This window comes from Enterobacter sp. UPMP701 (assembly GCF_053709515.1).
Window position 1 is genome coordinate 83,725 of record NZ_JBSKJN010000003.1, and the last position, 24,337, is coordinate 108,061.

A 24,337-nucleotide genomic window follows, 5' to 3' on the forward strand; every position below is an offset into this window, starting at 1 on the left:
GCTTATGATAGCGGGTTAACAGGAGAAGGACGAGATGGTTTATGCCATCAGGCTGTGTACGGCGAGGTTAATCGCGCCGCCGCCGACAATCAGCCAGATGAAGAGCACCAGTGCCATCAGCAGCGGCTTCGCACCGGCTTTTTTCAGCGCGCTGACGTGAGTGGTCACCCCCAGCGCCGCCATCGCCATCGCCAGCAGTACGGTATCCAGCGTCACCAGCATATCCACTACCGCTTTCGGCAGCAGGTGGAAGGAGTTAAAGATGGCGACCACGATGAACAGGATGGCAAACCACGGAATGGTGATTTTGCTCTTCTCGTTGCCGCCAGCCGGAGCCAGCTGTTTAACACGGGCCGCCAGGAAAATCAGGAACGGGGCCAGCATCATCACGCGCAGCATTTTGGCAATGACCGCCGCGTTTTCGGCTTCCGGGTTAATGGCGTGACCTGCCGCCACCACCTGCGCCACTTCGTGCATGGTCGAGCCAATATAGATGCCGTAGGTTTCCGGGCTAAACCAGTGCGCCACCAGCGGATACATGGCCGGATAGAGGAAGATCGCCAGCGTACCGAAGATAACTACCGTCGCGACCGCTACCGTCACTTTACTGGCTTCAGCTTTAACGACCGGCTCTGTCGCCAGCACCGCGGCCGCACCGCATATGCTGCTGCCTGCGCCGATTAACCAGCTGGTTTGCTTATCCAGGCCAAAGATTTTCTGACCAATAAAGCACGCCAGTAAAAAAGTGCTGGTAAGCGTCAGGACGTCGATGGCAATCCCGCTGACGCCCACGTCCGCAATCTGCGAAAAGGTAAGGCGGAAACCGTAAAGAATAATCCCGAGGCGCAGCAAATGCTGTTTAGCAAAGATTACCCCGCCGTCGCAGGATTTCCAGATGTGCGGGTAGACGGTATTCCCGACCACCATGCCGAGCAAAATGGCCAGCGTTAGCGCGCTGAAACCTGCACCGGCGACCGCCGGAATACTGCCGCCCCATAAGGCCGCGCCGGTAACCACGGCGCTGAGCGCGAGACCCGGCACGAAGTGCCACACTGTACGGTGATGTTGTAAGGTGATTTCTGACATAACCTTCTCCTTTGTCTGGCTAAAGGTTACGGCGCTCTGGTTTAAAAATAAAATTGATTATATACTTATAATTAATCTATATAAGTGGTAAGCAACCATGCACATTACATTGCGTCAGCTGGAAGTGTTCGCCGAGGTGCTGAAAAGCGGCTCGACGACCCAGGCGTCACAAATGCTGGCGCTCTCGCAGTCCGCCGTCAGCGCGGCGTTGACCGATCTCGAAGGCCAGCTGGGCGTTCAGCTGTTCGACAGGGTAGGGAAGCGGCTGGTGGTCAACGAACATGGCCGCCTGCTGTACCCGCGCGCGCTGGCGCTGCTGGAGCAGGTCGTCGAAATCGAACAGCTTTTTCGCGAGGACAACGGCGCGATCCGCGTCTATGCCAGCAGCACCATCGGCAACTACATCCTGCCGGAAGTGATTGCCCGCTACCGCCGGGATTTCCCAACCTTGCCGCTGGAAATGAGCGTCGGTAATAGCCAGGACGTGATTAACGCGGTGATCGATTTTCGCGTAGATATTGGCCTTATCGAAGGGCCTTGCCACAACGTCGATATCATTGCCGAGCCCTGGCTGGAGGATGAGCTGGTGGTGTTTGCCTCACCGGCCTCGTCGTTATTACAGGGTGAAGTGACGCTGGAGCGGCTGGCGCAGGCGCAGTGGATCCTTCGCGAGCAGGGTTCCGGCACGCGTGAAATTGTCGATTACCTGCTGCTGTCCCATCTGCCGCATTTCCAGTTAGGGATGGAGCTGGGGAACTCAGAGGCCATTAAGCATGCGGTGCGTCATGGCCTGGGGATCAGCTGTCTTTCCCGACGGGTGATTGCCGAACAGCTGGAGACCGGGTCGCTGGTTGAGATCCCCGTTCCGCTGCCAAAACTGGTACGCACGCTGTGGTGCATTCATCACCGCCAGAAACACCTTTCCAGCTCTCTGCAGCGTTTTCTGCGCTATTGCGAGATGTAAAAGCGCCCCTTACCCCAAAGGGGAGAGGGAAAAATTATGCTTTACTTATAATCCTGGCCGAGTCATGAAGCTCTCTTATAACTGAGTATTTCTGCCGGAAGCAACGCAGATCGTCTGCTACAATCGCGCCTCATTTATTGAATGGACAGCATTTTCACATGGTTTCAGAAACTAAAACCACACAAGCGCCCGCGCTACGTCGCGCACTTAAGGCGCGTCACCTGACGATGATCGCCATTGGCGGCTCAATCGGTACAGGTCTTTTCGTTGCCTCTGGCGCAACGATTTCGGCAGCCGGCCCGGGTGGGGCATTATTCTCTTATATCCTGATTGGCCTGATGGTTTACTTCCTGATGACCAGCCTGGGCGAACTGGCGGCATACATGCCGGTGTCAGGTTCGTTTTCGACCTACGGACAAAAATACGTTGAGGAAGGCTTTGGCTTCGCGCTGGGCTGGAACTACTGGTACAACTGGGCGGTGACCATCGCCGTTGACCTCGTCGCCGCACAGCTGGTGATGACCTGGTGGTTCCCGGACACGCCGGGCTGGATCTGGAGCGCCCTGTTCCTCGCCGTCATCTTCCTGCTGAACTACATCTCCGTACGCGGTTTCGGCGAAGCGGAATACTGGTTCTCTTTGATCAAAGTGGCAACCGTCATCATCTTTATCGTCGTCGGTGTGGCGATGATCGTTGGTATTTTCAAAGGCGCTGAACCTGCGGGCTGGAGCAACTGGACAACAGGCGATGCGCCGTTTGCCGGGGGCTTATCGGCGATGATTGGCGTGGCGATGATTGTCGGCTTCTCCTTCCAGGGCACCGAGCTGATTGGTATCGCGGCCGGTGAATCCGAAAACCCGGAGAAGAACATCCCGCGCGCGGTGCGTCAGGTATTCTGGCGTATCCTGCTGTTCTATGTGTTCGCGATCCTGATTATCAGCCTGATTATTCCTTATACCGATCCAAGCCTGCTGCGTAATGACGTGAAAGACATCAGCGTCAGCCCGTTCACCCTGGTCTTCCAGCATGCGGGTCTGCTCTCTGCGGCGGCGGTGATGAACGCGGTGATCCTGACGGCGGTACTGTCTGCGGGTAACTCCGGGATGTACGCCTCCACCCGTATGCTCTACACCCTGGCCTGCGACGGTAAAGCGCCGCGCATTTTCTCGAAACTGTCTCGCGGCGGCGTACCGCGCAACGCGCTGTATGCGACCACGGTAATTGCTGGCCTGTGCTTCCTGACCTCCATGTTCGGCAACCAGACGGTTTATCTGTGGCTGCTTAACACCTCCGGCATGACGGGCTTTATCGCCTGGCTGGGCATTGCCATCAGCCACTACCGTTTCCGTCGCGGCTACGTGATGCAGGGTCACGATCTGAATAACCTGCCGTACCGCTCTGGCTTCTTCCCGCTGGGGCCGATTTTTGCCTTCATTCTGTGCCTGATTATTACTCTGGGACAGAACTATGAAGCCTTCCTTGCGGACACCATTGACTGGGGTGCCGTCACGGCCACCTACATCGGTATTCCGCTGTTCCTGATCATCTGGTTTGGCTACAAACTGACGAAAGGAACCCGCTTCGTTCGCTACAGTGAAATGGATTTCCCGGAACGATTTAAACAATAACCTCACTTCCTCTCTTTCAGCCCGCTCAGTTGAGCGGGCTTTTTTTATGGGCAGATCAGAAGCTGTAGGTCATGCCGACGGTATAGCGACGGCCATCCAGCACGGTGTCATACGTATCGTAGTCAATCTGCTTATCGAGCACGTTATACACACCGGCAGTAACCAGCAGGTTTTTGTTGGCGTTGTAGCGCATACCGACATCAACCTGAGTGTAGGACGGCGTACCCTGGGACATTGACGTGCGGCTCAGGTACTCAGACGTTTTACCGCGCAGGTTCAGACGGCTCCAGAAGCCGACGTCGGGCGTCGCCTGCCAGTCCAGGGTGGTGTTGAACATGTGTTTCGGCATTTTGTTCAGTGGTTGGCCGGAGAACTGGCCGCTCTTCTGCTCGGACTCTGTATAGGTGTAGTTTGCAGTCCAGTTCACATCACGCGTGATCTTCCACCCGAAGGAGGACTCCACACCGCGCATGTTGGCTTTGTCCACGTTGACGCGGTCGCTGACGAAATCATAGCTGTGATCGCCAATCGTACAGGCGGGATCGGCGCTGCTGTTACAGCGGCGAACTTCCGTAATCTTATCCTTGAAGTCGGTATTAAACAGCGTCACACCGGCATTAAGGTTATCGTTATTATCCCAGAGCAGGGCGAGCTCTTCGCTCAGGCTCTTCTCTGGTTTCAGATCCGGGTTGCCGACGATGATACCGTCAAGACGGCCGCCACCTGTCACCTGGCCCCAGCTGGCAGACGACTGACGCAGATCCGGCGCACGATAGCCAGCAGAAACCCCGCCTTTCAACGTCCACTGATCGGCCAGGTGCCATACGCCGTAACCGCGCGGCGTCCAGTTAGTACCGTAGTTTTGGTCTTTGTCCATACGCAGGCCGCCGGTCAACGTAAAGCTTTCCGTCATTGACCATTCATCTTCGGCAAACAGGGCCCAGCTCCAGCGCGTCAGTTTGTTCAGGTCGTCAGCAGCTTCCAGCTGATTACCGTTGTCGCGCAGTTTCTCATAGCGATACTGCCCGCCGAGGGTCAACGTATGATCGCCGAGGAAAATCTGGTTCTGGTTGTTGAAGGTGGTGTTATAGGAGCGCATTTCGCGACCTGGATTATTGGTCTCTTCCTGCTGGATATAGCTGGTGGTATTGAAGTCGTCGTAATAACCACTGTGGGTTAACGAGTAGGTCGTGTGCTCATAGCGCGAGTCGCTTTTGGTATTTGGCTTACAGGTTGTTCCCCGGCAGGTTTCAGCCGCTTTCGACATCCCTGGGGTGCTGTTTCTGTCCTGAAGCTCGCGAGCAAAGTCGAGGTCGAAATCGTTCTTCTCGTCCGGCGTGAAGTTAAGCGTAACGCCACCGTTACGCATTTTCTGCTCGTTATAGCCGTTGACGATTTTATCTTCTGCGCGGCGTGACAACAGCCCCGTCACTTTTGCGCCCAGCAGTCCGTCAATCAAGGGACCAGAAGCGTAGGCGTTGGTCTGGAAGATATCGCCGGAATCATGGTTTTCCTGGAAGGTCGCATCACCATGCAACGAACCGGTCCAGGCTTTGGTGTTCGAGACTTTTTTGGTAATGACGTTAATGACGCCACCCATCGCATCGGAGCCGTAAAGCGAGGACATCGGGCCGCGGATGACCTCGATGCGCTCAATGGACGCCAGCGGCGGCAGCCAGCCTTGTTCAATACCCGAGTTGTCGCTGTTTGGGCGGGTGCTTCGCGTGCTGACGCGTTTGCCGTTCACCAGGAACAGGGTGTATTGAGAGGCCATGCCGCGAATACTGATATCACTGCTGCTCCCGCCGCCAGTGACGACAACGCCCGGGACATCTCTCAGGGCATCGGTAACATCACGGTAGGCTTTATCTTCAATCTGCTGTTTTGAAATCACAGAGATGGAGGCGGGGGCATTCTGGATCTTTTGTTCAAAACCCGTCGCGGTGACGACAACGGTGTCCTGATCGGCTGCGTGAACGAAGGGGGAACATGTGGCAGCGCCAATGGCGACGGCCAGGAGCTTAATGCGTGGTATTGTCATTTGTACATTCCGTATAACAATGAAAAAAACTCCATCGGGATAACCCTGAGAACTGTATGTTTTTGTCTTGTAAGAACTCTTTGAGATGGAGAAGAGCCTGGAATTGTACAAAAGAATGTAGAATTGTAAACACAAATGATAATTGAAATCATTTGTGTTTGACAAAAGCGACAGAAAACAGGCTGGATTCAAGCGGATAGAATTATGTACAGAGGAGGAGGGGAAAGACCCGATAGGCAGGAGGCGCTACCGGGCAAAAGGCGGAACTTACCTGAACAGATGCTCCGCATGGAAGCGGAGATGATCCTCAATAAAGGACGCCATGAAGTAATAGCTGTGATCGTAACCCGGCTGAATGCGCAGCGTCAGCGGCCAGTCCTTCTGGCGTGCCGCCTCAGCTAACACCGCAGGCTGTAGCTGTCCGGCGAGGAACTGATCCGCATCGCCCTGATCGATAAGCATCGGGATCGCATTCGCCGAATCGCTTGCCAGCATCAGCGCGCAACTGTCCCACTCCTGCCATTTCTCTGCATCCTCACCCAGATAGTGCGTAAAGGCTTTTTGCCCCCACGGAACCTGCGTTGGGTTCACAATCGGCGCGAACGCAGAGACGCTGGTGTATTTCCCCGGGTTTTTCAGCGCCATGATTAACGCCCCGTGCCCGCCCATGGAGTGCCCGCTGATGGCACAGCGATCGTTCACCGCGAATTCAGCCTGAATCAGCGCTGGCAGCTCGTCACGAATGTAGTCATACATGCGGTAATGGCTCGCCCACGGCTGCTCGGTGGCGTTGAGATAAAATCCGGCGCCTTTACCTAAATCGTAACCGGCATCATCCGCCACCTCGTCACCGCGCGGGCTGGTGTCGGGCATCACCAGTGCAATGCCCAGCTCGGCCGCAATACGCTGCGCGCCCGCTTTGGTAGTGAAGTTTTCGTCGTTGCAGGTCAGGCCTGACAGCCAGAACAGAACCGGCGGATTTTCCGTCGGTGGCAGGAAAATGCTGAACGTCATGGCACAGTTCAGCGTGGTGGAGTCGTGCCGCCAGCGCTGCTGTCGACCTTCAAAACAACGGTGCTCTTCGAGCAGTTCCATGCAGGGCTCCTTAATGAGAATAGCTATTCATTAGACCCATAATACAGCGTTTTCATTTACCTGTGAGCAACTTTCACTTTCGCGGAACCGCAAGATGCTGCATCATAAATTTACTTTTTTTTAACAATTGGAGCGGTCATGGCGTTGCGTATTGCGCTCAGTGGGTTTGTCGTTCTGGTCGTGGCGATGGGGATAGGGCGTTTCGCTTTTACGCCTCAGGTGCCGCTGATGATTGCCGCCGGGCAACTCACGCTCACCAGCGCAGGTCTGGTGGCGGCGATGAACTATCTGGGCTATCTGGTTGGGGCGTGGGATGCCATGCGTGCACACCGCTTTGTTGAAATGCGCCTCTGGCTTGGCATCACTGGCGCGGTGGCGCTGACCTTGCTCTCCGCCGCCGCGGATAACGCCGTTGTACACGGCCTGCTGCGCTTTGTGATTGGCTGCATGAGCGGCTGGTCAATGGTGCTGATTGCCGCCTGGACCAACGAACGGTTGGGGCAGTTGGGTAAACCGGGCCTGAGTGCCGCCGTGTTTGCCGGTCCTGGCGCGGGCATTGCCCTGAGCGGGCTGCTCGCGGTCTATATTCAGGCGAAATCCCTTTCGGCCGGTGCGGCGTGGCAGATCTACGGCGTGCTGGCGCTGGTATTGGTTGCGCTGGTGGCGCGCTATCTGCCGCGCGCGGGTCAGCTTCATCGGCCCGGCACCGCGCCTGAGCCGCTGGTGCTGACGGCGGATCTCAAGCGTCTGGTGTGGAGCTACAGCCTGGCGGGATTTGGCTATATTCTCCCGGCGACATTCCTGTCGCAAATGGCGGCGGTGCGTTTCCCCGGCAGCCTGTTTGCCCAGTTTGTCTGGCCGATATTTGGAGCCGCCGCCGTGGTCGGCATTGCGCTCAGCATTCTGTTGCGCCATACCTCAACGGCTAACCGCAGGCTGGCTATTGTGTTGTGGTTACAGGGAGCAGGCGTGCTGGCGGCCTGGCTGCTGCCGGGCATTGGCGGCTTGCTGACGGGCGGGCTGCTGGTCGGCGGCGGGTTCCTCTGCGCCGTGCAGCTCTCGCTTTTATACGGTCGCGAGCTGGCACCGAACCATACGCGTTATATGGCGGGGCTGCTCACCACCGGGTATGCCATTGGCCAGCTGATCGGCCCGGTGACCTCGGCGCTCTCGACGTGGCTGACGCACCGGCTGGAGCCTGCGCTGGGGCTGGCTGGCGTTGCGCTGTTTGTTGCGGGTGCTCTGGTCTGGAACCGTCACGCTGAAAGGCAACAGCAATTGCAATAATTATCGTCGTGAATACTGGATTATGTGCGTCGCCTCACGCACAATGAGCGCATACTTTTGCCACAACGAGGGCAAAAGACGCCACACCTGCAGGAGAACAAAATGTCATCACTCAGTAAAGAAGCTGCCCTGGTCCACGAAGCCCTGCTCGCGCGCGGTCTTGAAACGCCACTGCGTCCGCCCGTTCAGGATATGGACAATGAAACCCGTAAAAGTTTGATTTCCGGGCATATGACCGAGATCATGCAACTGCTGAATCTCGATCTGAGCGATGACAGCCTGATGGAGACGCCCAAGCGCATCGCGAAAATGTACGTCGACGAGATTTTCTCCGGCCTGGATTATGCCAACTTCCCGAAAATCACCGTTATCGAAAACAAGATGAAGGTAGATGAGATGGTGACGGTCCGTGACATTACGTTGACCAGCACCTGCGAGCACCATTTCGTGACCATCGACGGTAAAGCGACCGTGGCGTATATCCCGAAAGATACGGTGATTGGCCTGTCGAAGATCAACCGTATTGTGCAGTTCTTCGCGCAGCGCCCCCAGGTGCAGGAGCGTCTGACGCAGCAGATCCTGATCGCGCTGCAGACGCTGCTGGGCACCAATAACGTGGCGGTCTCCATCGACGCGGTGCACTACTGCGTGAAAGCGCGCGGCGTGCGTGATGCGACCAGTGCGACCACCACCACCTCGCTGGGCGGCCTGTTTAAATCGAGCCAGAACACTCGCCAGGAATTCCTGCGCGCCGTGCGTCACCACAACTAATCAGACAGGGCAGGGACCATGGAGCGAAACGTCACGCTCGATTTTGTTCGCGGCGTCGCCATACTGGGTATCCTGCTGCTGAATATCAGCGCCTTCGGTCTGCCGAAGGCCGCATATCTCAATCCCGCCTGGTACGGCGACATCACCCGAAGCGATGCATGGACGTGGGCGATCCTCGACCTGTTTGCCCAGGTTAAATTTCTCACGCTTTTTGCGCTGCTGTTCGGCGCGGGCCTGCAGCTTCTGCTCAAACGCGGCACGCGCTGGATCCAGTCGCGCCTGACGCTGCTGGTTATCCTTGGGTTTATCCACGGCCTGTTCTTCTGGGACGGTGATATTCTTCTCGCTTATGGGTTAGTCGGGCTGATCTGCTGGCGGCTGATTCGCGACGCGCACAGCGTGAAAAGCCTGTTTAATACCGGCGTGATGCTCTATCTCATGGGGCTCGGCGTTTTGCTTTTGCTGGGGCTGATCTCCGGCGACGCGACAAACCGTTCCTGGATCCCGGATGCCGCTAACCTGCAGTACGAACAGTACTGGAAGCTGAAAGGCGGTACGGAGGCGATAAGCAACCGTGCGGATATGCTGGGGGATAACCTCCTTGCGCTGGGCGCGCAATACGGCTGGCAGCTGGCGGGCATGATGCTGATGGGGGCGTCATTGATGCGCACCGGCTGGCTGAAGGGGGAGTTCAGTCTGCGCCACTACCGCCGCACCGGGGCAGGACTGGTTCTGCTCGGCGTGCTGATTAACCTCCCGGCGGTGATTGCTCAGTGGCACCTCCACTGGGATTACCGCTGGTGCGCGTTCCTGTTGCAGGTGCCGCGCGAACTCAGCGCACCGTTCCAGACTATCGGCTATGCGGCGCTGATGTATGGCTTCTGGCCGCAGCTGTCTCGTCTGTGGATCGTCAGCGCCGTTGCCTGCGTTGGCCGCATGGCGTTAAGCAATTACCTCCTGCAAACGCTGATCTGCACCACGCTTTTCTATCGATTTGGCCTGTTTATGAAATTCGACCGCCTCGGACTGCTGGCATTTGTTATTCCGGTCTGGGTGGTAAACCTGGCGTTTTCTGTTATCTGGCTGCGCTATTTCCGCCAGGGACCGCTGGAATGGGTGTGGCGGCAATTAACCGCACATGCTTCGGGTGTATCATTGCGTAATACATCCAGATAACGATCTGGATCACAATCATTAACAAAACGGATGTAAGCGTTTTCATGAGTGTGAGCTTCTTCACGTAGTCCCCTTTCTCTCGCTGCCAAAATAGCCACCTTGCTAAACACAGGGGGTGTCTGTGAGTTGCTGCAATCCTATTAAGGATGGTGAATATGATCACCATTCGTGACGTCGCCCGTCTGGCGGGCGTTTCTGTGGCCACCGTCTCTCGCGTGCTGAACAACAGCGCGCTGGTCAGCCCTGAAACCCGTGAAACCGTAATGAAAGCCGTGACCCAACTGGGATATCGGCCAAATGCCAATGCCCAGGCGCTTGCAACGCAGGTCAGCGATACCATCGGCGTGGTGGTAATGGATGTCTCGGACGCCTTTTTCGGTGCGCTGGTGAAAGCGGTCGATGTGGTCGCCCAGCAGCATCAGAAATACGTGCTGATTGGCAACAGCTATCACGAGGCGGAGAAAGAGCGTCATGCCATTGAAGTGCTGATTCGTCAGCGCTGTAACGCCCTGATTGTTCATTCAAAAGCCCTGAGCGATGAAGAGCTGGCCGGGTTTATGGAGCAGATCCCGGGCATGGTGCTGATCAACCGTATTGTCCCGGGCTATGCCCATCGCTGCGTCGGGCTGGATAACGTCAGCGGCGCGATGATGGCGACCAAAATGCTCCTTAATAACGGCCACCAGCGGATCGGCTATCTGGCCTCCAGCCATCAAATCGAAGATGACGAGCTGCGGCGTGAGGGGTGGAAAAACGCCCTGAAAGAGCACGGCATTACGTCATCGGAAAGCTGGGTTGGCACCGGCACGCCGGACATGCAGGGCGGTGAGGCGGCAATGGTGGAACTCCTGGGCCGCAACCTGCAGCTCTCTGCCGTCTTTGCGTACAACGACAGCATGGCGGCGGGTGCATTGACTGCGTTGAAGGATAACGGCATTGCGGTGCCACAGCATTTGTCACTGATTGGTTTCGATGATATTCCCATTGCCCGTTACACCGACCCGCAGTTGACCACGGTGCGCTATCCCATTGCTTCTATGGCAAAACTGGCGACCGAGCTGGCGTTACAGGGGGCGGCAGGGCTGCTGGATCCGGGGGCGACTCACTGCTTCATGCCGACGCTTGTTCGGCGTCATTCCGTCGCCGCCCGGCAAATTGTGGTTCCGATCACTAACTGATTACATCAGGTGATGTAACCGTTTTCAATCTGTGAGTAAATTCACAGTATCTTAACAAGGCGCTGACTATGATGTCAGCGTTTTAGGGGCTGAAACGCTATGTAACAGTGATTATTCACTTTCACTATAGCTAATGTGCCGCAAACAACGAATAAAACGCATTTCTGGAGCGTTACCGACCACGGAAGATAGAAATTTTATAAGTGAACGTCGGCTGTCAGTAACGTTTTATTAACACCTGCCTGCCGATTGTTATTCACAAGAACTACCCTGCATAAAAAAACCGGAGATACCATGAATAAGAAGGTGTTGACCCTGTCTGCTGTAATGGCAAGCATGCTTTTTGGTGCAGCAGCGCACGCTGCGGATACCCGTATTGGTGTGACCATCTATAAATACGACGACAACTTCATGTCTGTTGTGCGTAAAGCAATTGAGAAAGATGCGAAAGCAGCGCCAGACGTACAGCTGCTGATGAATGACTCCCAGAACGACCAGTCCAAACAGAACGACCAGATCGATGTTCTGCTGGCGAAAGGCGTGAAAGCGCTGGCAATCAACCTGGTTGACCCGGCTGCAGCAGGCACGGTTATCGAGAAAGCGCGCGGTCAGAACGTGCCAATCGTTTTCTTCAACAAAGAACCTTCCCGTAAGGCGCTGGACAGCTATGACAAAGCGTATTACGTCGGTACTGACTCCAAAGAGTCCGGTATTATTCAGGGCGATCTGATCGCGAAACACTGGGCGGCTAACCCGAACTGGGATCTGAACAAAGACGGCCAGATCCAGTTCGTGCTGCTGAAAGGCGAACCAGGCCATCCGGATGCTGAAGCACGTACCACCTATGTTATCAAAGAGCTGAACGACAAGGGCCTGAAAACCCAGCAGCTGGCGTTAGATACGGCGATGTGGGACACCGCTCAGGCGAAAGATAAGATGGACGCGTGGCTGTCTGGCCCGAACGCAAACAAAATCGAAGTGGTCATTGCCAACAACGATGCGATGGCAATGGGTGCGGTTGAAGCGCTGAAAGCCCACAATAAATCGTCCATTCCGGTATTTGGCGTGGATGCCCTGCCAGAAGCGCTGGCGCTGGTTAAATCTGGCGCGATGGCCGGTACCGTTCTGAACGATGCTAACAACCAGGCGAAAGCGACCTTCGACCTGGCGAAAAACCTCGCCGATGGTAAGGGCGCGGCAGATGGCACCAGCTGGAAAATTGACAACAAAATCGTTCGCGTACCTTACGTGGGCGTAGACCAGTCCAACCTGGCTGAGTTTATCGGTAAATAAGTGATCTGAATTGTCTTCACTGGGCGCAACCTGTTGCGCCCTTTTATAACGCGATATGCGAGGCCAACAAGGTATAATTATGGTCAGCACAACTACTCAGTCAACCGGCGAATACTTGTTGGAAATGAACGGTATTAACAAGTCATTTCCCGGTGTTAAGGCACTCGATAACGTTAATTTAAAAGTCCGCCCTCACTCTATTCATGCATTAATGGGGGAGAATGGTGCGGGTAAATCAACGTTATTAAAATGTCTTTTTGGGATCTATCAAAAAGATTCTGGCAGCATTCTTTTTCAGGGGAAAGAGATCGATTTCCATTCAGCGAAAGAAGCACTGGAAAACGGTATCTCAATGGTTCACCAGGAATTAAACCTGGTACTGCAACGTTCGGTAATGGATAACATGTGGTTGGGTCGTTATCCAACCAAAGGTGTGTTTGTCGATCAGGACAAAATGTATCGCGACACCAAAGCGATTTTCGATGAGCTGGATATTGATATCGATCCGCGCGCCCGCGTGGGGACATTATCCGTTTCCCAGATGCAGATGATCGAAATTGCCAAAGCGTTCTCCTATGACGCGAAAATCGTCATCATGGACGAACCCACCTCGTCATTAACGGAAAAAGAGGTTAATCACCTTTTTACCATTATTCGTAAGCTGAAAGATCGCGGATGCGGCATCGTCTATATCTCGCACAAAATGGAAGAGATCTTCCAGCTGTGCGATGAAATTACCATCCTGCGCGACGGCCAGTGGATTGCCACGCAGCCGCTGGAAGGGCTGGACATGGATAAGATCATCGCCATGATGGTTGGTCGCTCCCTGAACCAGCGCTTCCCGGATAAAGAAAACAAGCCAGGCGAAGTGATTCTGGAGGTGCGTAACCTGACCTCGCTGCGTCAGCCGTCTATTCGCGACGTCTCCTTCGATCTGCACAAGGGCGAAATTCTGGGCATTGCTGGCCTGGTAGGGGCAAAGCGTACCGATATCGTGGAAACCTTGTTTGGTATTCGTGAGAAAGCCGAAGGCACCATTACCCTGCACGGAAAGAAAATTAACAATCACAACGCCAACGAAGCCATTAACAATGGTTTTGCGCTGGTGACGGAAGAGCGTCGTTCGACCGGTATTTATGCTTATCTGGATATTAACTTTAACTCGTTAATTTCGAATATTCGTAATTACAAAAACAAAGTCGGACTGCTTGATAACTCCCGTATGAAGAGCGATACCCAATGGGTAATTGACTCCATGCGCGTGAAAACGCCAGGCCACCGCACACAAATTGGTTCGCTTTCCGGTGGTAACCAGCAGAAAGTCATTATCGGCCGTTGGTTGTTAACCCAGCCTGAAATTCTGATGCTGGATGAACCAACCCGCGGTATTGACGTCGGTGCGAAGTTTGAAATTTATCAGCTGATTGCCGAGCTGGCGAAAAAGAATAAAGGGATCATTATTATTTCTTCCGAAATGCCGGAACTGTTAGGGATCACGGACCGTATTCTGGTTATGAGCAATGGTCTCGTTGCCGGTATTGTTGACACCAAAACGACTACGCAAAACGAAATTTTGCGTCTTGCGTCTTTGCACCTTTAAGATCAGGGGCTCCTCATGAGTGCGTTAAATAAAAAAAGTTTTCTCACTTACCTGAAAGAAGGCGGTATTTACGTTGTTCTTTTAGTCCTGCTGGCCATCATTATTTTCCAGGACCCTACGTTCTTAAGCCTGTTGAACCTGAGTAACATTCTGACCCAGTCCTCCGTGCGTATTATCATTGCGCTGGGCGTGGCGGGGCTCATCGTCACCCAGGGGACAGACCTTTCTGCTGGTCGTCAGGTCGGCCTGGCGGCGGTGATCGCGGCAACCCTGCTGCAGTCGATGGAAAACGCCAACAAGGTATTCCCGGAAATGGCAACCATGCCGATTTTCGTCGTGATCCTGATTGTCTGCGCCATCGGGGCGGTAATTGGTCTGATCAACGGTATTATCATCGCCTACCTTAACGTGACGCCGTTTATCACCACCCTGGGTACGATGATCATCGTTTATGGCATCAACTCCCTGTACTACGACTTCGTGGGCGCGTCGCCAATCTCTGGCTTTGACAGCGGCTTCTCCACCTTCACGCAAGGTTTTATTGCGCTGGGCAGCTTCCGCCTGTCATACATTACCTTCTATGCGCTGATTGCGGTGGCTTTCGTCTGGATCCTGTGGAACAAAACGCGCTTCGGTAAAAACATCTTCGCTATCGGCGGTAACCCGGAAGCGGCGAAAGTGTCCGGGGTAAACGTAGCCCTGAACCTGCTGATGATTTACGCGCTGTCCGGTGTGTTCTACGCCTTCGGCGGGATGCTGGAAGCAGGCCGTATCGGCTCCGCAACTAACAACCTTGGCTTCATGTACGAGCTGGATGCGATTGCCGCCTGCGTGGTCGGCGGCGTTTCCTTCAGCGGCGGGGTGGGAACCGTGCTCGGCGTGGTCACCGGTGTGATCATCTTTACCGTGATCAACTACGGTTTGACCTACATCGGCGTGAACCCGTACTGGCAGTACATCATCAAGGGCGCGATTATTATCTTCGCGGTGGCGCTCGATTCACTGAAGTACGCGCGTAAGAAATAAGCGCAGGAATGAAAAACCCGCAGCGATGCGGGTTTTTCAGGAGAAAAGTGAAGCTATAAGCGATTTTGAAACAGGCACCAGCCCGGTTTGAAGCCCAAAGGGCTTAAAGATTTTATTTATGACGTCAGCGGAATAATTGCCTCTGTTATTTTCTACATCCGACAATGTTTTCCGGGATACGCTGACCAGCTTTGCATATTCATCCTGCTTCAGCCCCAGCACTTCGACCCTGAGTCTTTTCAGCGCCTCTCCCTGTGTGATTTTACCCAGTAAAATGTCCCGTATGGCTGCATGCAGTACAGCCTGGCGATCGAGAGTACTAATCCGTGTTAAGCCTTGTGAAACGCGTTGCCTCTTCACCATCGATGATGTGTCCGGATCTTCTGCCTCATCATGCTGTCGCTTTTTATTTACGCTGCGTACTCGGGCTAATGTCTGTAGAAGCTCTGATTCAGCTTTATTAGATGTTTTCATAATAAACCCCAACGGGAAAGCTTATTCGGAATATAGTGAAAACCAATCGCGGGCATTTCCATTATCTGTTCCGGAACGCCTCGCGCCGCCAGCCTTTCCGGAAGATCGATGAGCTGGACGGCTGTCTCATGCAGAGCGTCAAGTAAAGTTGCGGGAGGGATCCACTCCGCCAGCGCTTGCGCGATAGAGTTGAAATTATAATCCCCCCCTGATTCGCAAGATAATGACCACTTCAGGGTTCGAGGTATCCCTTCAGGATCGGCTTTCATCGGCGCAAAGTCATACACAGGGGAGAGCATAATTTGGTTTTCAGCTTTCACAAAGGCGGTGTTTCGTCCATGGTTGTCACTATTTCCAAAAATAATATTTACCAGATCGCGACGCACCCATTCTGTTACAAAGCCCGGAATATCGAATTGGTAGCCCTGATGCTGAACCATATGGCTGGAGGTAATTTTGTTAATTAACGCGCGCAGCGTTGTCTCATGATCCAGGAGAGTGCCGGGTGCTTTTTGTAATAGCGAATACACCGATTCCATACCCAGCCTGACCAGTTGGTCCTGCTCATTTCTCACTATGTCGAAACGCGGTAACCACAGAGACGGGTAATGGCTACCTTCTTCAAGGCGCATTGTGTCTACTGGGATCGTGGAAAAACCCATCGCGTTAAGCTCGTGGTAATAATGAAATTCAGCCCGCAGAATATTACAGTCAACTTCTGTTCTGTTTCCGCGAGGATATTTAACCAAATAATAGCGATCCCGGTTATCCGGCTCGTTTTGCCAGGTATCGATCCAGATGGCATCAGTTTCACTACAGCGCAGCAAAAGTTTAGGCGCTTCACCGCCAGCGCCAGTTGCCCCACCCGCAGCCGCGCCTCTTTCCTGGGCATAATCCAGAAAATCGGCCGCACGATCGATGACGTCCGCTACCGTAAACTTTTTAGCGCTCGCGACTTTATTCCATTCAGGAACAGATTCTTTAATTCGCAAATTTCCCACAGGGGACATTGTGCCAAATTTCAGCAATAAGAAATTTTGCTGGCCAAGGGGCAATTCGCTGATACCGAGCGCATTTATCCAATAACGGCGGCTGGCTCCGGCGGGAATGATATCATCGATAAATCGCAGCCAGCCCGGTTGACCATGGTCATCAAAAAAGAGTGATACAGGGTGATTGACTGAGACCGCGTGAAAATCATCATAGTCTAAAAAATTAATCGCATACTCAGTGAGATAGTCTAACTGCGTGGTATTCCAGTCATTTTTATCACTTCCTGGATATTTGATGAGAGCGATATCCGTCCATGTTTCGTTCAGATATGCCTGTACGGTTAACGTCTCCATCTCACCTCCATAAAGCAATAATGAGTAAAATATTACTCATTGAGAGTGATAAAAGCAAGTTGCGCTACTTATATCACTCATTAAGCGTCTGAAAAGAGAATAAAGCGTTTTATATCACGCATTGTAGAGTTGTATTACTTCTTCTGCATCTCAAGTAGCTGCTCCGGCGTCACTGCCGGGTAACCCTGCGCGTCTTCCGGCACTTCATGCATCGCCGGAATCGGGACCAGCGGGCCTAAGAAGCGCGGTTCACGTTTGAAAATGTAGAGGTCCGCAAGGGCGCCAAAACGCGCACCAAACTCGCGTACGCGCACGCTGAGCATATCCTTAGGCGATGGCACCGCATAACACTGCGCCTGAATGCCCATATGGAGCGCAATAAATAGCGCACGCTCGCAGTGGAAGCGCTGGGTGATGATGATGAAGTCGTTGGTGTCGAAGACTTTACGGGTCCGCACGATGGAATCCAGGGTGCGGAAACCCGCATAGTCGAGCACGATATCGGCCGGATCGACGCCTGCGGCAATCAAATCCTTCCGCATCGTCACCGGCTCGTTATAGCTTTGCAGGGCGTTATCGCCGCTCAGCAGCAGGTAGTTCACCTTGCCGCTGTTATAGGCGTTCAGCGCGCCCTGAATGCGGTAGCGATAATACTGGTTGATCACCCCGGTGCGGTAATATTTGGCGGTGCCAAGCACCACGCCCACCTGGCGATAGGGCAGATCCTGCAGGTCATCAAAGATGTAGGGGGCGGTTTTCCAGCTCATCCAGCGGTCGAGACCCAGCACGATAAACAGCAGTATGCCGACCAGGACAGACAGGCTGTAAAAAACGCGCTTTAACATGGAGATGGCTCGTTCGTGGATGAAATTTAACTCAGGCTACTTTACCCGCCTGGTTAGCGCAAGAAACAGCGACTCAACTGAGGGGTTTTTCAGCAACGTGGCGGGCATTTCTGCCCGCCGGAAGGATCACGCAAGCAGAACGCGGTCAATCGTCGTACAGCCTAACGCCTTGAGCGTTGCGGCGGTGGCGTCCCACTGAATCAGCGGTGCATCGGCTTTTTCTGCCAGAATAGCGCGCTGAATGTCCGGATAGTCGTAGCCGTTCAGGCTCAGCAGGTTAAGCGCGCCCTGCAGCGGCGGCAAGGTTGGGTTAAACGCGGCGTTTTCCGCATAGCTGCCGGTGAAGATCCCGCCATCGCGGCACTGCAGCGCCACGCCGCTCGGGGATTTGCTGTACGGGGTGTGGCTCTTGTTCGCCGCGCGAATGGCCGCCTGGCTCAGGTCATCGCCGGACAGGGCGTAACCGTGATCCTGCTCGTCCATCAGCAGCGTTTTAATTTCCAGATCTTTCGGCCCGAAGGCGTCCGGCAGGTAATCCCCCAGCGTGTGCGGCGCGCGACCTGGCAGGTTGATGCGCAGCTGCAGCCCGCTGTTCAGCTCATTCATAAACTGACGGCAGTGGCCGCATGGGGTGTAGTTAACGGTGATGGCGTTCAGGGCTTTCTCACCGCGCAGCCAGGCGTGGCTGATGGCGCTCTGCTCGGCGTGAACAGTCTGCTGCATGGTTGCTCCGAGGAACTCCATGTTCCCGCCGAAGTACCAGGTTCCGCTGACGCCGCGCGCAATGGCGCCGACGTTGAAGTGGGAAAGATCGGCCCGGGCGCAGGCGGCAGCCAGGGGGAGCAGTGCGAAAGCCAATGCGTCTTCATCCAGCCCCGTTGCCTGTTTCAGCACCGTGACCTGCTCCGCCGTCAGCAGGGCGGGGAAATGTGCATCTGCCAGAACGGGAGCCAGGGCTGACTGCAAATTTTCTGCAAGCTGAGCGAAGGCAGCTTGAAAACGTGGGTGCATGGCGTTTGCCTCATAAAGGTTAATGGATCGGTAGTTTACGGAGCCGTCAGGGCTTTATATGTGATCCACTTCTCATTATGTATGCAACTTATGAAATCAAAATGAAATTTGCGCGACGCATCGCAAATTTTAGCCCATCACCGCCAGAATCACGGGGAAAATGAACGGGGCGAGCAGGGAGGTGATAATGCCGCAGATGACCAGCGCCAGCGAGCTAAACGCCCCTTCCTGATAGTCCAGTTCCGCGCAGCGTGCAGTGCCCAGCGCGTGCGAGGCGGTGCCCATCGACAGCCCGCGCGCCGCTTTGGTGTGAATACGCATCCCGTTCAGCAGGGTGTGACCAAACACCGCGCCGAGAATACCGACGAAAATAACGCACATCGCGCTGATGGCCGGGATCCCGCCGAGGCTGCCGCCTACCGCCATCGCGATAGGCGTGGTCACCGATTTAGGCAGAATAGAGGCGGCAATCTGCGGGGAGGCTCCCATCAACAGCGCCACCGACGTGCCGGTGATCATCGCCACCAGGCTTCCCACAAAACAGATCGTAATGATGGATTTCCATCGGGCGCGGATCTGGTGCAGCTGCTCATATAAAGGAAAGGCAAGCGCGACAACGGCGGGTTGCAGGAGATCGTTTAAAATTTTGCTGCCCGCAAAGTAGCGTTCGTAGGGAATGCCGGTGAGCAGCAGGAAGGGAATAATCACCACCATCGCCACCAGCAGCGGGTTCAGCAAGGGCATTTTGAAACGAGCGGCAAGCTTGCGCGCGGCGAAGAAAACCAGCAGGGTTAACGGCAGCGACCACCAGATATTAGCCATCATTTTTTTGTTTTCTCCCCGACCATTTTACGTTCGCCATGTACCAGATGCGAACTCCAGCTCACCACCAGAAAAACCACCAGCGTACTGACCGCGCAGGAGACCACAATCGGGCCGAACTGCGCTTTGAGCAAATCAAAATACTGCATGACGCCCACGCCGATGGGCACGAACAGCAGCGCCATGTAGCGGATAAGGACGAAGCAGCCAGGGTTAACCCACTTTGCAGGCAGAATTTGCAGCGCCAGTAAAACAAAGAGGATCAGCATACCGATAATGCTGCCGGGTATGGTGATAGGCAGCAGCGACGCGATGAAAATGCCAGCATACAGGCAGGCGTAAATCAGGACGAATGCGCGCAGATATTGCCAGATAATGTTCAATGATTTGCTCATGGTGATAGTCCTTACTGAAACGCATTCATCATACAATTAAACCTAAAAATGTGCCACGGATCACATCATGAATTTTGAGCATACCAGACATTCCGGAATGGAACGTCGGGTATCGCCTTACAGGGACAGGCTACAGTTTAGAGGAAAGGGAGTACGGTGGCGAAGTGACGAGCCAGAGATTGCATCAGCGCGAGGCGGTCAGTTTATCGAGGAAAGAAAACAGCGCCTGGTTCATTTCGCAATAATCATGCGAGCGGAGTTTTTCCGCCGTTTCGACAAAACGGAATTCATCCGCACGGCGAAGGTCGTTCTGCGAATGCTCAATCAGCAGCTCTACAACCTCCGGCGTCAGTTCCATATGGCACTGAAAACCGTAAACCCGTTCGCCGTATTGCACGATCTGGCGGGGACAGCCCTCGCTGTAAGCGAGAACCTTAGCCTGCGTCGTCAACCCTGGCATATCGTTATGCCAGTGACCGACGTTCAGCTCGTGGCCAAAATCTTCAAACAGCGGGTTCGCCTTGCCTGCATCTGTAAGCCTGACGGGAAATTTGCCGATCTCTTTTTCCGGGCTATGGCAAAACGCTGCGCCCAGCGCCTCACCGATAAGCTGTGAGCCCAGACAAACGCCTATCACCGTTTTACCTGCCTCTATCGCGCGGCTGATGAGTGCTTTTTCCGCCTGCGCATCAAACCAGGGGCATTCCTCAAGCGTCGTGGCGGGTGACTGCGGGCCTCCCATGATGATAAGCAGGTCTGTGCGCCCCAGCTCCTCGGGTAAAGGATCGCCCTGATAAACTCTGGTGTAGCTCAGGCTACAGCCGCGATTTTTCCCCCAGGTTTCATAGGCACCTGGCGCTTCGAAATGTTCATGAATGATAAAATGGATGTGCATTGCGTCTCTCTCTGGTTACGTGTACAAGCAGCATCATAAGAGGAAGGGAGGAATGTGAAATGCCAACCGTTGTCGATAAAACGCCAATTCACGATGATGCCATCGGATGGTCAAGAGGGGCAATTAGCTACACGCGCGGTGAAGTGGATCCGCCTCACCAGCATTCGCAGGGGCAGCTACTGTTTGCCATCAAAGGGGTCATGCTGGTCGAAACCGGAAGCAAACGCTGGGTAATACCGCCGCAGCGCGCGCTGTGGATCCCTCCCTTTCAGGAACACACCTACAGCGTGTTATCCGCAACGGAGCTCCGCGCGGTCTGGTTTAGCCCGGCGCTGATATCGCAATGCGAACCGTTTAAGCGGAAAGAAGAGGTTCACGTGATTATGGCGACAGCGTTGTTCAAAGAGCTGATTGCCGGGCTGTTCAGCGCGGAATACCGCCCGGCAAGCCAGCGCAGCATGGCCGTTTTGCTGCTCGATATCCTCAGCGAGACGCAGCAGATTTCGGCCGAACTGCCGATGCCCGTTGATGAGCGCTTACATCGCGTTGCCTGTGACATCATTGCCAACAATCTCTGGAATCTTTCTCTGGAAAGGCTGGCGGAACGGGCCGCGATGTCTGAACGCACATTTTCACGCGCGTTTATCAAAGATACCGGCTTTAGCTTCCGGGCCTGGCGACAGCGTGCAAGGATTTGTGCCTCGCTGGATCTCCTCGCAAACGGGTACCCGGTTAAACAGGTAGCCTGGATGCTGGGGTTTTCTGGCCCGGCGGCATTTGCGGCGGCGTTTCGCGTCATTGTTGGGGCAACCCCGGGTGACTTTCTCCCTGAACAGAAGCGCTTCCCAGCGATATAGAGAGCGGCTACTATAGCGCGTCTTTTTTTACAGGTACTGCTATGCGTGTTTTACTGGCCCCAATGGAAGGCGTGCTCGACTCGCTCGTGCGCGAGCTGCTTACCGAGGTGAACGATTACGATCTCTGCGTGACGGAGTTCCTGCGCGTGGTCGATATGTTGTTGCCGGTAAAATCCTTCTTCCGCCTGTGCCCCGAGCTGCACAACCAGAGCCGGACCTCTTCCGGCACGCTGGTGCGTATTCAGCTGCTCGGCCAGTATCCTGAATGGCTGGCGGAAAACGCTGCCCGCGCGGTTGAGCTGGGCTCTTACGGCGTGGATCTCAACTGCGGCTGCCCGTCGAAGCTGGTTAACGGCAGCGGCGGCGGGGCGACCTTGCTGAAAGATCCAGAGCTGATTTACCGCGGCGCGAAAGCCATGCGTGAGGCCGTGCCTACGCATTTGCCGGTGACGGTGAAGGTGCGCCTGGGGTGGGACAGCGACGCCCGGCAGTTTGAAATCGCCGATGCGGTGCAGCAGGCCGGGGCTACCGAGCTGGTGGTGCATGGCCGCACCAAAGAAGATGGCTACAAAGCCGAGCGCATTAACTGGCAGGCGATCGGTGAAATCCGCAAACGCCTCACCATTCCGGTGATCGCCAACGGCGAAATCTGGGATTACGAGAGCGCGCAGGCGTGCCTGAACGCCACCGGCTGCGATGCGGTAATGATCGGCCGCGGCGCGCTAAATGTGCCTAACCTTAGCCGGGTGGTAAAATATAACGAGCCGCGTATGCCGTGGCCAGACGTTGTCACGCTGCTGCAAAAATACAGCCGTCTGGAAAAGCAGGGCGACACCGGTTTGTATCACGTCGCGCGTATTAAGCAGTGGCTGAGTTATTTACGCAAAGAGTACAGCGAAGCGCTGGGGCTGTTTCAGGAGATCCGCACGCTGCAAACTTCTGCTGATATTGCCCGGGTCATCCAGTCAAAATAACCCGCACAAATATTTGAATTTTAATAATTTATTTGGTGAATATTTTGCCAGGTATGTAAATGTATGACAATTTGCGGATTGCCACGCATTACTAAAAAATAGCGCGTCATCAAGCGTAAGTTGCGCCTTTATTTTTTTGAGTGCATGGCGTAATGAAACGTTTTCTTATTTTATCTCTGAGTGCTCCCCTGGTTTTTATGCTGGCTGCCTGTGCACCGGAACATTCCACGGTGTCGCCAATTAAAACGCAAACGACAGCCGCGTCTGTTAATACCCGACTGAGCCATGTTGACTGGCCGAAAAACGAATGGTGGAAAGAATATAACGACCCGCAGTTAAATTCGCTTATTGCCAAAGCCATAGCGGATGCTCCCGATATGCAAATTGCCCGGCAGCGTATTACGCTCGCAGAAGCGCAGGCCAGAGCCGCTATCGCAGCCGATGGCCCACAAATGGATTTTTCTGCGGATGTTGAACGGCAAAAGATGTCGGCGGAAGGGCTGATGGGGCCGTTTGCCCTGACCGACCCGGCGGCGGGAACCACCGGCCCCTGGTACACCAATGGCACCTTTGGCCTGACGGCGGGTTGGGATCTCGATCTGTGGGGTAAAAACCGCGCCCGGATTGCAGCGCGTATCGGTAAAGTGAATGCGCAAAAAGCGGAGCTGGAGCAGACCCGCCAGCTGCTTTCAACCAGCGTTGCGTGTCTTTACTGGGCGTGGCAGACCCAGGCCGAAGCAGGGGATGTACTTGTCCAGATCAAACAGGAGCAGGAAAATATTATCGACGCCGATCGTGAACTGTATCAGCACGGTATTACCTCCTCGGTGGAAGGCGTCGAAACCGATATTCATGCCAGTAAGACTGATGAGCAGTTAGCTGATGTGAAGGGCAAAATGAAGGCCCTTGAAGCGCGTCTGGATGCGCTGACCGGTACATCTGCAATTCAGCTTACGCGCCACGCGTTACCTGCAACCGAAGCCTCGCTACCGTCAACGCTGGGATATGAACTGCTGGCTCGCCGTCCGGATCTGCAGGAAGCGCACTGGTATATTGAAGCCTCCATGAGCGAGGTGGAAGCCGCCAGAGCGGCGTTCTACCCTGATGTGAACCTGATGGCATTCTTACAGCAGGACGCCCTTCACCTGAGCGATCTGTTCCGCTCTTCCGCGCAGCAGATGGGCGTTACCGCCGGGCTGACGCTGCCTATTTTCGACAGCGGCAGGCTGAATGCCAACCTGGATATTGCCCAGGCGCAGAATAATCTCTCGGTCGCCAATTACAACAAAGCGGTGGTGGAGGCGGTCAATCAGGTAGCGCGCACCGCCAGCGAAGTCGAAACCCTGACGGCAAAAAACCGTCACCAGCAGCAGATTGAAAAAGATGCGGCGCGCGTGGTGGCGCTGGCGCAGGCGCGTTTTAGCGCAGGTATTATTGCTGGCTCGCGGGTCAGTGAAGCCAGGATACCGGCTCTTAAAGAACATCTTGAAGGCGTAATGCTGAAAGGTCAGTATCTCGACGCCACGCTGCAACTCACCTCGGCGCTTGGCGGCGGCTATCATCATGGCTAAAA

At 54.7% G+C, this 24,337-nt stretch carries 22 protein-coding genes; 12 read left to right on the forward strand and 10 right to left on the reverse strand.

Annotation, left to right across the window (positions count from 1 at the left end; all coding sequences use genetic code 11):
• Nucleotides 1–39: 39 nt before the first annotated feature.
• The gene (locus tag ACWKXT_RS09055) at nt 40–1,086 is read right to left on the reverse strand and encodes a YeiH family protein (RefSeq protein WP_454532242.1); all 1,047 of its coding nucleotides are present in this window, start codon (nt 1,084–1,086) and stop codon (nt 40–42) included.
• Nucleotides 1,087–1,183: 97 nt separating this feature from the next.
• Between ACWKXT_RS09055 and yieE the strand changes: the two genes are divergently transcribed.
• Together yieE and ACWKXT_RS09065 are read left to right on the forward strand one after the other, a co-directional pair.
• Nucleotides 1,184–2,050: a DNA-binding transcriptional regulator YeiE gene (gene yieE, locus ACWKXT_RS09060; RefSeq protein ID WP_454532243.1), complete on the forward strand. Its 867-nt coding sequence runs from the start codon at nt 1,184–1,186 to the stop codon at nt 2,048–2,050.
• 158 nt (nt 2,051–2,208) lie between these two features.
• Nucleotides 2,209–3,678 (forward strand): amino acid permease, encoded by a 1,470-nt coding sequence (locus ACWKXT_RS09065; RefSeq protein WP_454528503.1) that lies wholly within the window; start codon nt 2,209–2,211, stop codon nt 3,676–3,678.
• 55 nt (nt 3,679–3,733) lie between these two features.
• Here the strand turns inward: ACWKXT_RS09065 and ACWKXT_RS09070 are convergent, their stop codons facing one another.
• On the reverse strand, nt 3,734–5,719 hold the full coding sequence (locus tag ACWKXT_RS09070) for a ligand-gated channel protein (protein WP_454532244.1): 1,986 nt from the start codon (nt 5,717–5,719) through the stop codon (nt 3,734–3,736).
• A gap of 267 nt (nt 5,720–5,986) precedes the next feature.
• Nucleotides 5,987–6,814 (reverse strand): S-formylglutathione hydrolase, encoded by an 828-nt coding sequence (fghA, locus tag ACWKXT_RS09075; RefSeq protein ID WP_454532245.1) that lies wholly within the window; start codon nt 6,812–6,814, stop codon nt 5,987–5,989.
• A 138-nt stretch (nt 6,815–6,952) separates the two neighbouring features.
• On the opposite strand from fghA, the gene ACWKXT_RS09080 reads away from it, so the two are divergent.
• The 7 genes from ACWKXT_RS09080 to mglC all read left to right on the forward strand — a co-directional run bounded on the left by ACWKXT_RS09080 (nt 6,953) and on the right by mglC (nt 15,145).
• Nucleotides 6,953–8,101 (forward strand): YbfB/YjiJ family MFS transporter, encoded by a 1,149-nt coding sequence (locus ACWKXT_RS09080; RefSeq protein WP_454532246.1) that lies wholly within the window; start codon nt 6,953–6,955, stop codon nt 8,099–8,101.
• A gap of 102 nt (nt 8,102–8,203) precedes the next feature.
• Complete coding sequence (gene folE / locus ACWKXT_RS09085) at nt 8,204–8,872, forward strand: GTP cyclohydrolase I FolE (protein ID WP_023330924.1); 669 nt, start codon at nt 8,204–8,206, stop codon at nt 8,870–8,872.
• An 18-nt stretch (nt 8,873–8,890) separates the two neighbouring features.
• Nucleotides 8,891–10,048: a DUF418 domain-containing protein YeiB gene (gene yeiB / locus ACWKXT_RS09090; RefSeq protein WP_454532247.1), complete on the forward strand. Its 1,158-nt coding sequence runs from the start codon at nt 8,891–8,893 to the stop codon at nt 10,046–10,048.
• Between the two features lie 155 nt (nt 10,049–10,203).
• A complete protein-coding gene (gene galS / locus ACWKXT_RS09095) occupies nt 10,204–11,226 on the forward strand; it encodes an HTH-type transcriptional regulator GalS (RefSeq protein ID WP_454532248.1) in 1,023 nt (340 codons plus the stop codon).
• A gap of 294 nt (nt 11,227–11,520) precedes the next feature.
• Nucleotides 11,521–12,519, forward strand: a complete 999-nt coding sequence (gene mglB, locus ACWKXT_RS09100) for a galactose/glucose ABC transporter substrate-binding protein MglB (protein ID WP_014884564.1) — start codon at nt 11,521–11,523, stop codon at nt 12,517–12,519.
• Between the two features lie 79 nt (nt 12,520–12,598).
• The gene (mglA, locus tag ACWKXT_RS09105; protein WP_116338700.1) at nt 12,599–14,119 is read left to right on the forward strand and encodes a galactose/methyl galactoside ABC transporter ATP-binding protein MglA; all 1,521 of its coding nucleotides are present in this window, start codon (nt 12,599–12,601) and stop codon (nt 14,117–14,119) included.
• A gap of 15 nt (nt 14,120–14,134) precedes the next feature.
• Nucleotides 14,135–15,145, forward strand: coding sequence for a galactose/methyl galactoside ABC transporter permease MglC (mglC, locus tag ACWKXT_RS09110; protein WP_013097952.1), 1,011 nt, complete (start codon nt 14,135–14,137; stop codon nt 15,143–15,145).
• Between the two features lie 36 nt (nt 15,146–15,181).
• Here the strand turns inward: mglC and ACWKXT_RS09115 are convergent, their stop codons facing one another.
• From ACWKXT_RS09115 to ACWKXT_RS09145, 7 genes are all read right to left on the reverse strand, one after another.
• A complete protein-coding gene (locus ACWKXT_RS09115; protein WP_454528509.1) occupies nt 15,182–15,619 on the reverse strand; it encodes a helix-turn-helix transcriptional regulator in 438 nt (145 codons plus the stop codon).
• Nucleotides 15,616–16,965: a type II toxin-antitoxin system HipA family toxin gene (locus ACWKXT_RS09120; protein ID WP_454532249.1), complete on the reverse strand. Its 1,350-nt coding sequence runs from the start codon at nt 16,963–16,965 to the stop codon at nt 15,616–15,618. The genes ACWKXT_RS09115 and ACWKXT_RS09120 overlap by 4 nt, the downstream gene beginning before the upstream one ends.
• 134 nt (nt 16,966–17,099) lie before the next feature.
• Nucleotides 17,100–17,810, reverse strand: coding sequence for an outer membrane permeability protein SanA (sanA, locus tag ACWKXT_RS09125; RefSeq protein ID WP_454528511.1), 711 nt, complete (start codon nt 17,808–17,810; stop codon nt 17,100–17,102).
• Nucleotides 17,811–17,936: 126 nt separating this feature from the next.
• A complete protein-coding gene (gene cdd, locus ACWKXT_RS09130; protein WP_454532250.1) occupies nt 17,937–18,821 on the reverse strand; it encodes a cytidine deaminase in 885 nt (294 codons plus the stop codon).
• Nucleotides 18,822–18,950: 129 nt separating this feature from the next.
• Complete coding sequence (locus ACWKXT_RS09135; protein ID WP_454528512.1) at nt 18,951–19,646, reverse strand: CidB/LrgB family autolysis modulator; 696 nt, start codon at nt 19,644–19,646, stop codon at nt 18,951–18,953.
• A complete protein-coding gene (locus ACWKXT_RS09140; protein WP_346806109.1) occupies nt 19,643–20,038 on the reverse strand; it encodes a CidA/LrgA family protein in 396 nt (131 codons plus the stop codon). The genes ACWKXT_RS09135 and ACWKXT_RS09140 overlap by 4 nt, the downstream gene beginning before the upstream one ends.
• 184 nt (nt 20,039–20,222) lie before the next feature.
• Nucleotides 20,223–20,933: a type 1 glutamine amidotransferase gene (locus tag ACWKXT_RS09145; protein ID WP_454532251.1), complete on the reverse strand. Its 711-nt coding sequence runs from the start codon at nt 20,931–20,933 to the stop codon at nt 20,223–20,225.
• A 59-nt stretch (nt 20,934–20,992) separates the two neighbouring features.
• On the opposite strand from ACWKXT_RS09145, the gene ACWKXT_RS09150 reads away from it, so the two are divergent.
• The 3 genes from ACWKXT_RS09150 to mdtQ all read left to right on the forward strand — a co-directional run bounded on the left by ACWKXT_RS09150 (nt 20,993) and on the right by mdtQ (nt 24,335).
• A complete protein-coding gene (locus ACWKXT_RS09150) occupies nt 20,993–21,790 on the forward strand; it encodes an AraC family transcriptional regulator (protein ID WP_454528514.1) in 798 nt (265 codons plus the stop codon).
• 41 nt (nt 21,791–21,831) lie between these two features.
• On the forward strand, nt 21,832–22,764 hold the full coding sequence (gene dusC / locus ACWKXT_RS09155; protein WP_454528515.1) for a tRNA dihydrouridine(16) synthase DusC: 933 nt from the start codon (nt 21,832–21,834) through the stop codon (nt 22,762–22,764).
• A gap of 152 nt (nt 22,765–22,916) precedes the next feature.
• Nucleotides 22,917–24,335: a multidrug resistance outer membrane protein MdtQ gene (gene mdtQ / locus ACWKXT_RS09160; RefSeq protein WP_454532252.1), complete on the forward strand. Its 1,419-nt coding sequence runs from the start codon at nt 22,917–22,919 to the stop codon at nt 24,333–24,335.
• The last annotated feature ends 2 nt before the right edge of the window (nt 24,336–24,337 follow it).

Coding starts and splice junctions, on each gene's coding strand:
- ACWKXT_RS09055 (WP_454532242.1), bottom strand. CDS start 1,086: ATGTCAGAAATCACCTTACAACATCACCGTACAGTGTGGCACTTCGTG.
- yieE (WP_454532243.1), top strand. CDS start 1,184: ATGCACATTACATTGCGTCAGCTGGAAGTGTTCGCCGAGGTGCTGAAA.
- ACWKXT_RS09065 (WP_454528503.1), top strand. CDS start 2,209: ATGGTTTCAGAAACTAAAACCACACAAGCGCCCGCGCTACGTCGCGCA.
- ACWKXT_RS09070 (WP_454532244.1), bottom strand. CDS start 5,719: ATGACAATACCACGCATTAAGCTCCTGGCCGTCGCCATTGGCGCTGCC.
- fghA (WP_454532245.1), bottom strand. CDS start 6,814: ATGGAACTGCTCGAAGAGCACCGTTGTTTTGAAGGTCGACAGCAGCGC.
- ACWKXT_RS09080 (WP_454532246.1), top strand. CDS start 6,953: ATGGCGTTGCGTATTGCGCTCAGTGGGTTTGTCGTTCTGGTCGTGGCG.
- folE (WP_023330924.1), top strand. CDS start 8,204: ATGTCATCACTCAGTAAAGAAGCTGCCCTGGTCCACGAAGCCCTGCTC.
- yeiB (WP_454532247.1), top strand. CDS start 8,891: ATGGAGCGAAACGTCACGCTCGATTTTGTTCGCGGCGTCGCCATACTG.
- galS (WP_454532248.1), top strand. CDS start 10,204: ATGATCACCATTCGTGACGTCGCCCGTCTGGCGGGCGTTTCTGTGGCC.
- mglB (WP_014884564.1), top strand. CDS start 11,521: ATGAATAAGAAGGTGTTGACCCTGTCTGCTGTAATGGCAAGCATGCTT.
- mglA (WP_116338700.1), top strand. CDS start 12,599: ATGGTCAGCACAACTACTCAGTCAACCGGCGAATACTTGTTGGAAATG.
- mglC (WP_013097952.1), top strand. CDS start 14,135: ATGAGTGCGTTAAATAAAAAAAGTTTTCTCACTTACCTGAAAGAAGGC.
- ACWKXT_RS09115 (WP_454528509.1), bottom strand. CDS start 15,619: ATGAAAACATCTAATAAAGCTGAATCAGAGCTTCTACAGACATTAGCC.
- ACWKXT_RS09120 (WP_454532249.1), bottom strand. CDS start 16,965: ATGGAGACGTTAACCGTACAGGCATATCTGAACGAAACATGGACGGAT.
- sanA (WP_454528511.1), bottom strand. CDS start 17,810: ATGTTAAAGCGCGTTTTTTACAGCCTGTCTGTCCTGGTCGGCATACTG.
- cdd (WP_454532250.1), bottom strand. CDS start 18,821: ATGCACCCACGTTTTCAAGCTGCCTTCGCTCAGCTTGCAGAAAATTTG.
- ACWKXT_RS09135 (WP_454528512.1), bottom strand. CDS start 19,646: ATGATGGCTAATATCTGGTGGTCGCTGCCGTTAACCCTGCTGGTTTTC.
- ACWKXT_RS09140 (WP_346806109.1), bottom strand. CDS start 20,038: ATGAGCAAATCATTGAACATTATCTGGCAATATCTGCGCGCATTCGTC.
- ACWKXT_RS09145 (WP_454532251.1), bottom strand. CDS start 20,933: ATGCACATCCATTTTATCATTCATGAACATTTCGAAGCGCCAGGTGCC.
- ACWKXT_RS09150 (WP_454528514.1), top strand. CDS start 20,993: ATGCCAACCGTTGTCGATAAAACGCCAATTCACGATGATGCCATCGGA.
- dusC (WP_454528515.1), top strand. CDS start 21,832: ATGCGTGTTTTACTGGCCCCAATGGAAGGCGTGCTCGACTCGCTCGTG.
- mdtQ (WP_454532252.1), top strand. CDS start 22,917: ATGAAACGTTTTCTTATTTTATCTCTGAGTGCTCCCCTGGTTTTTATG.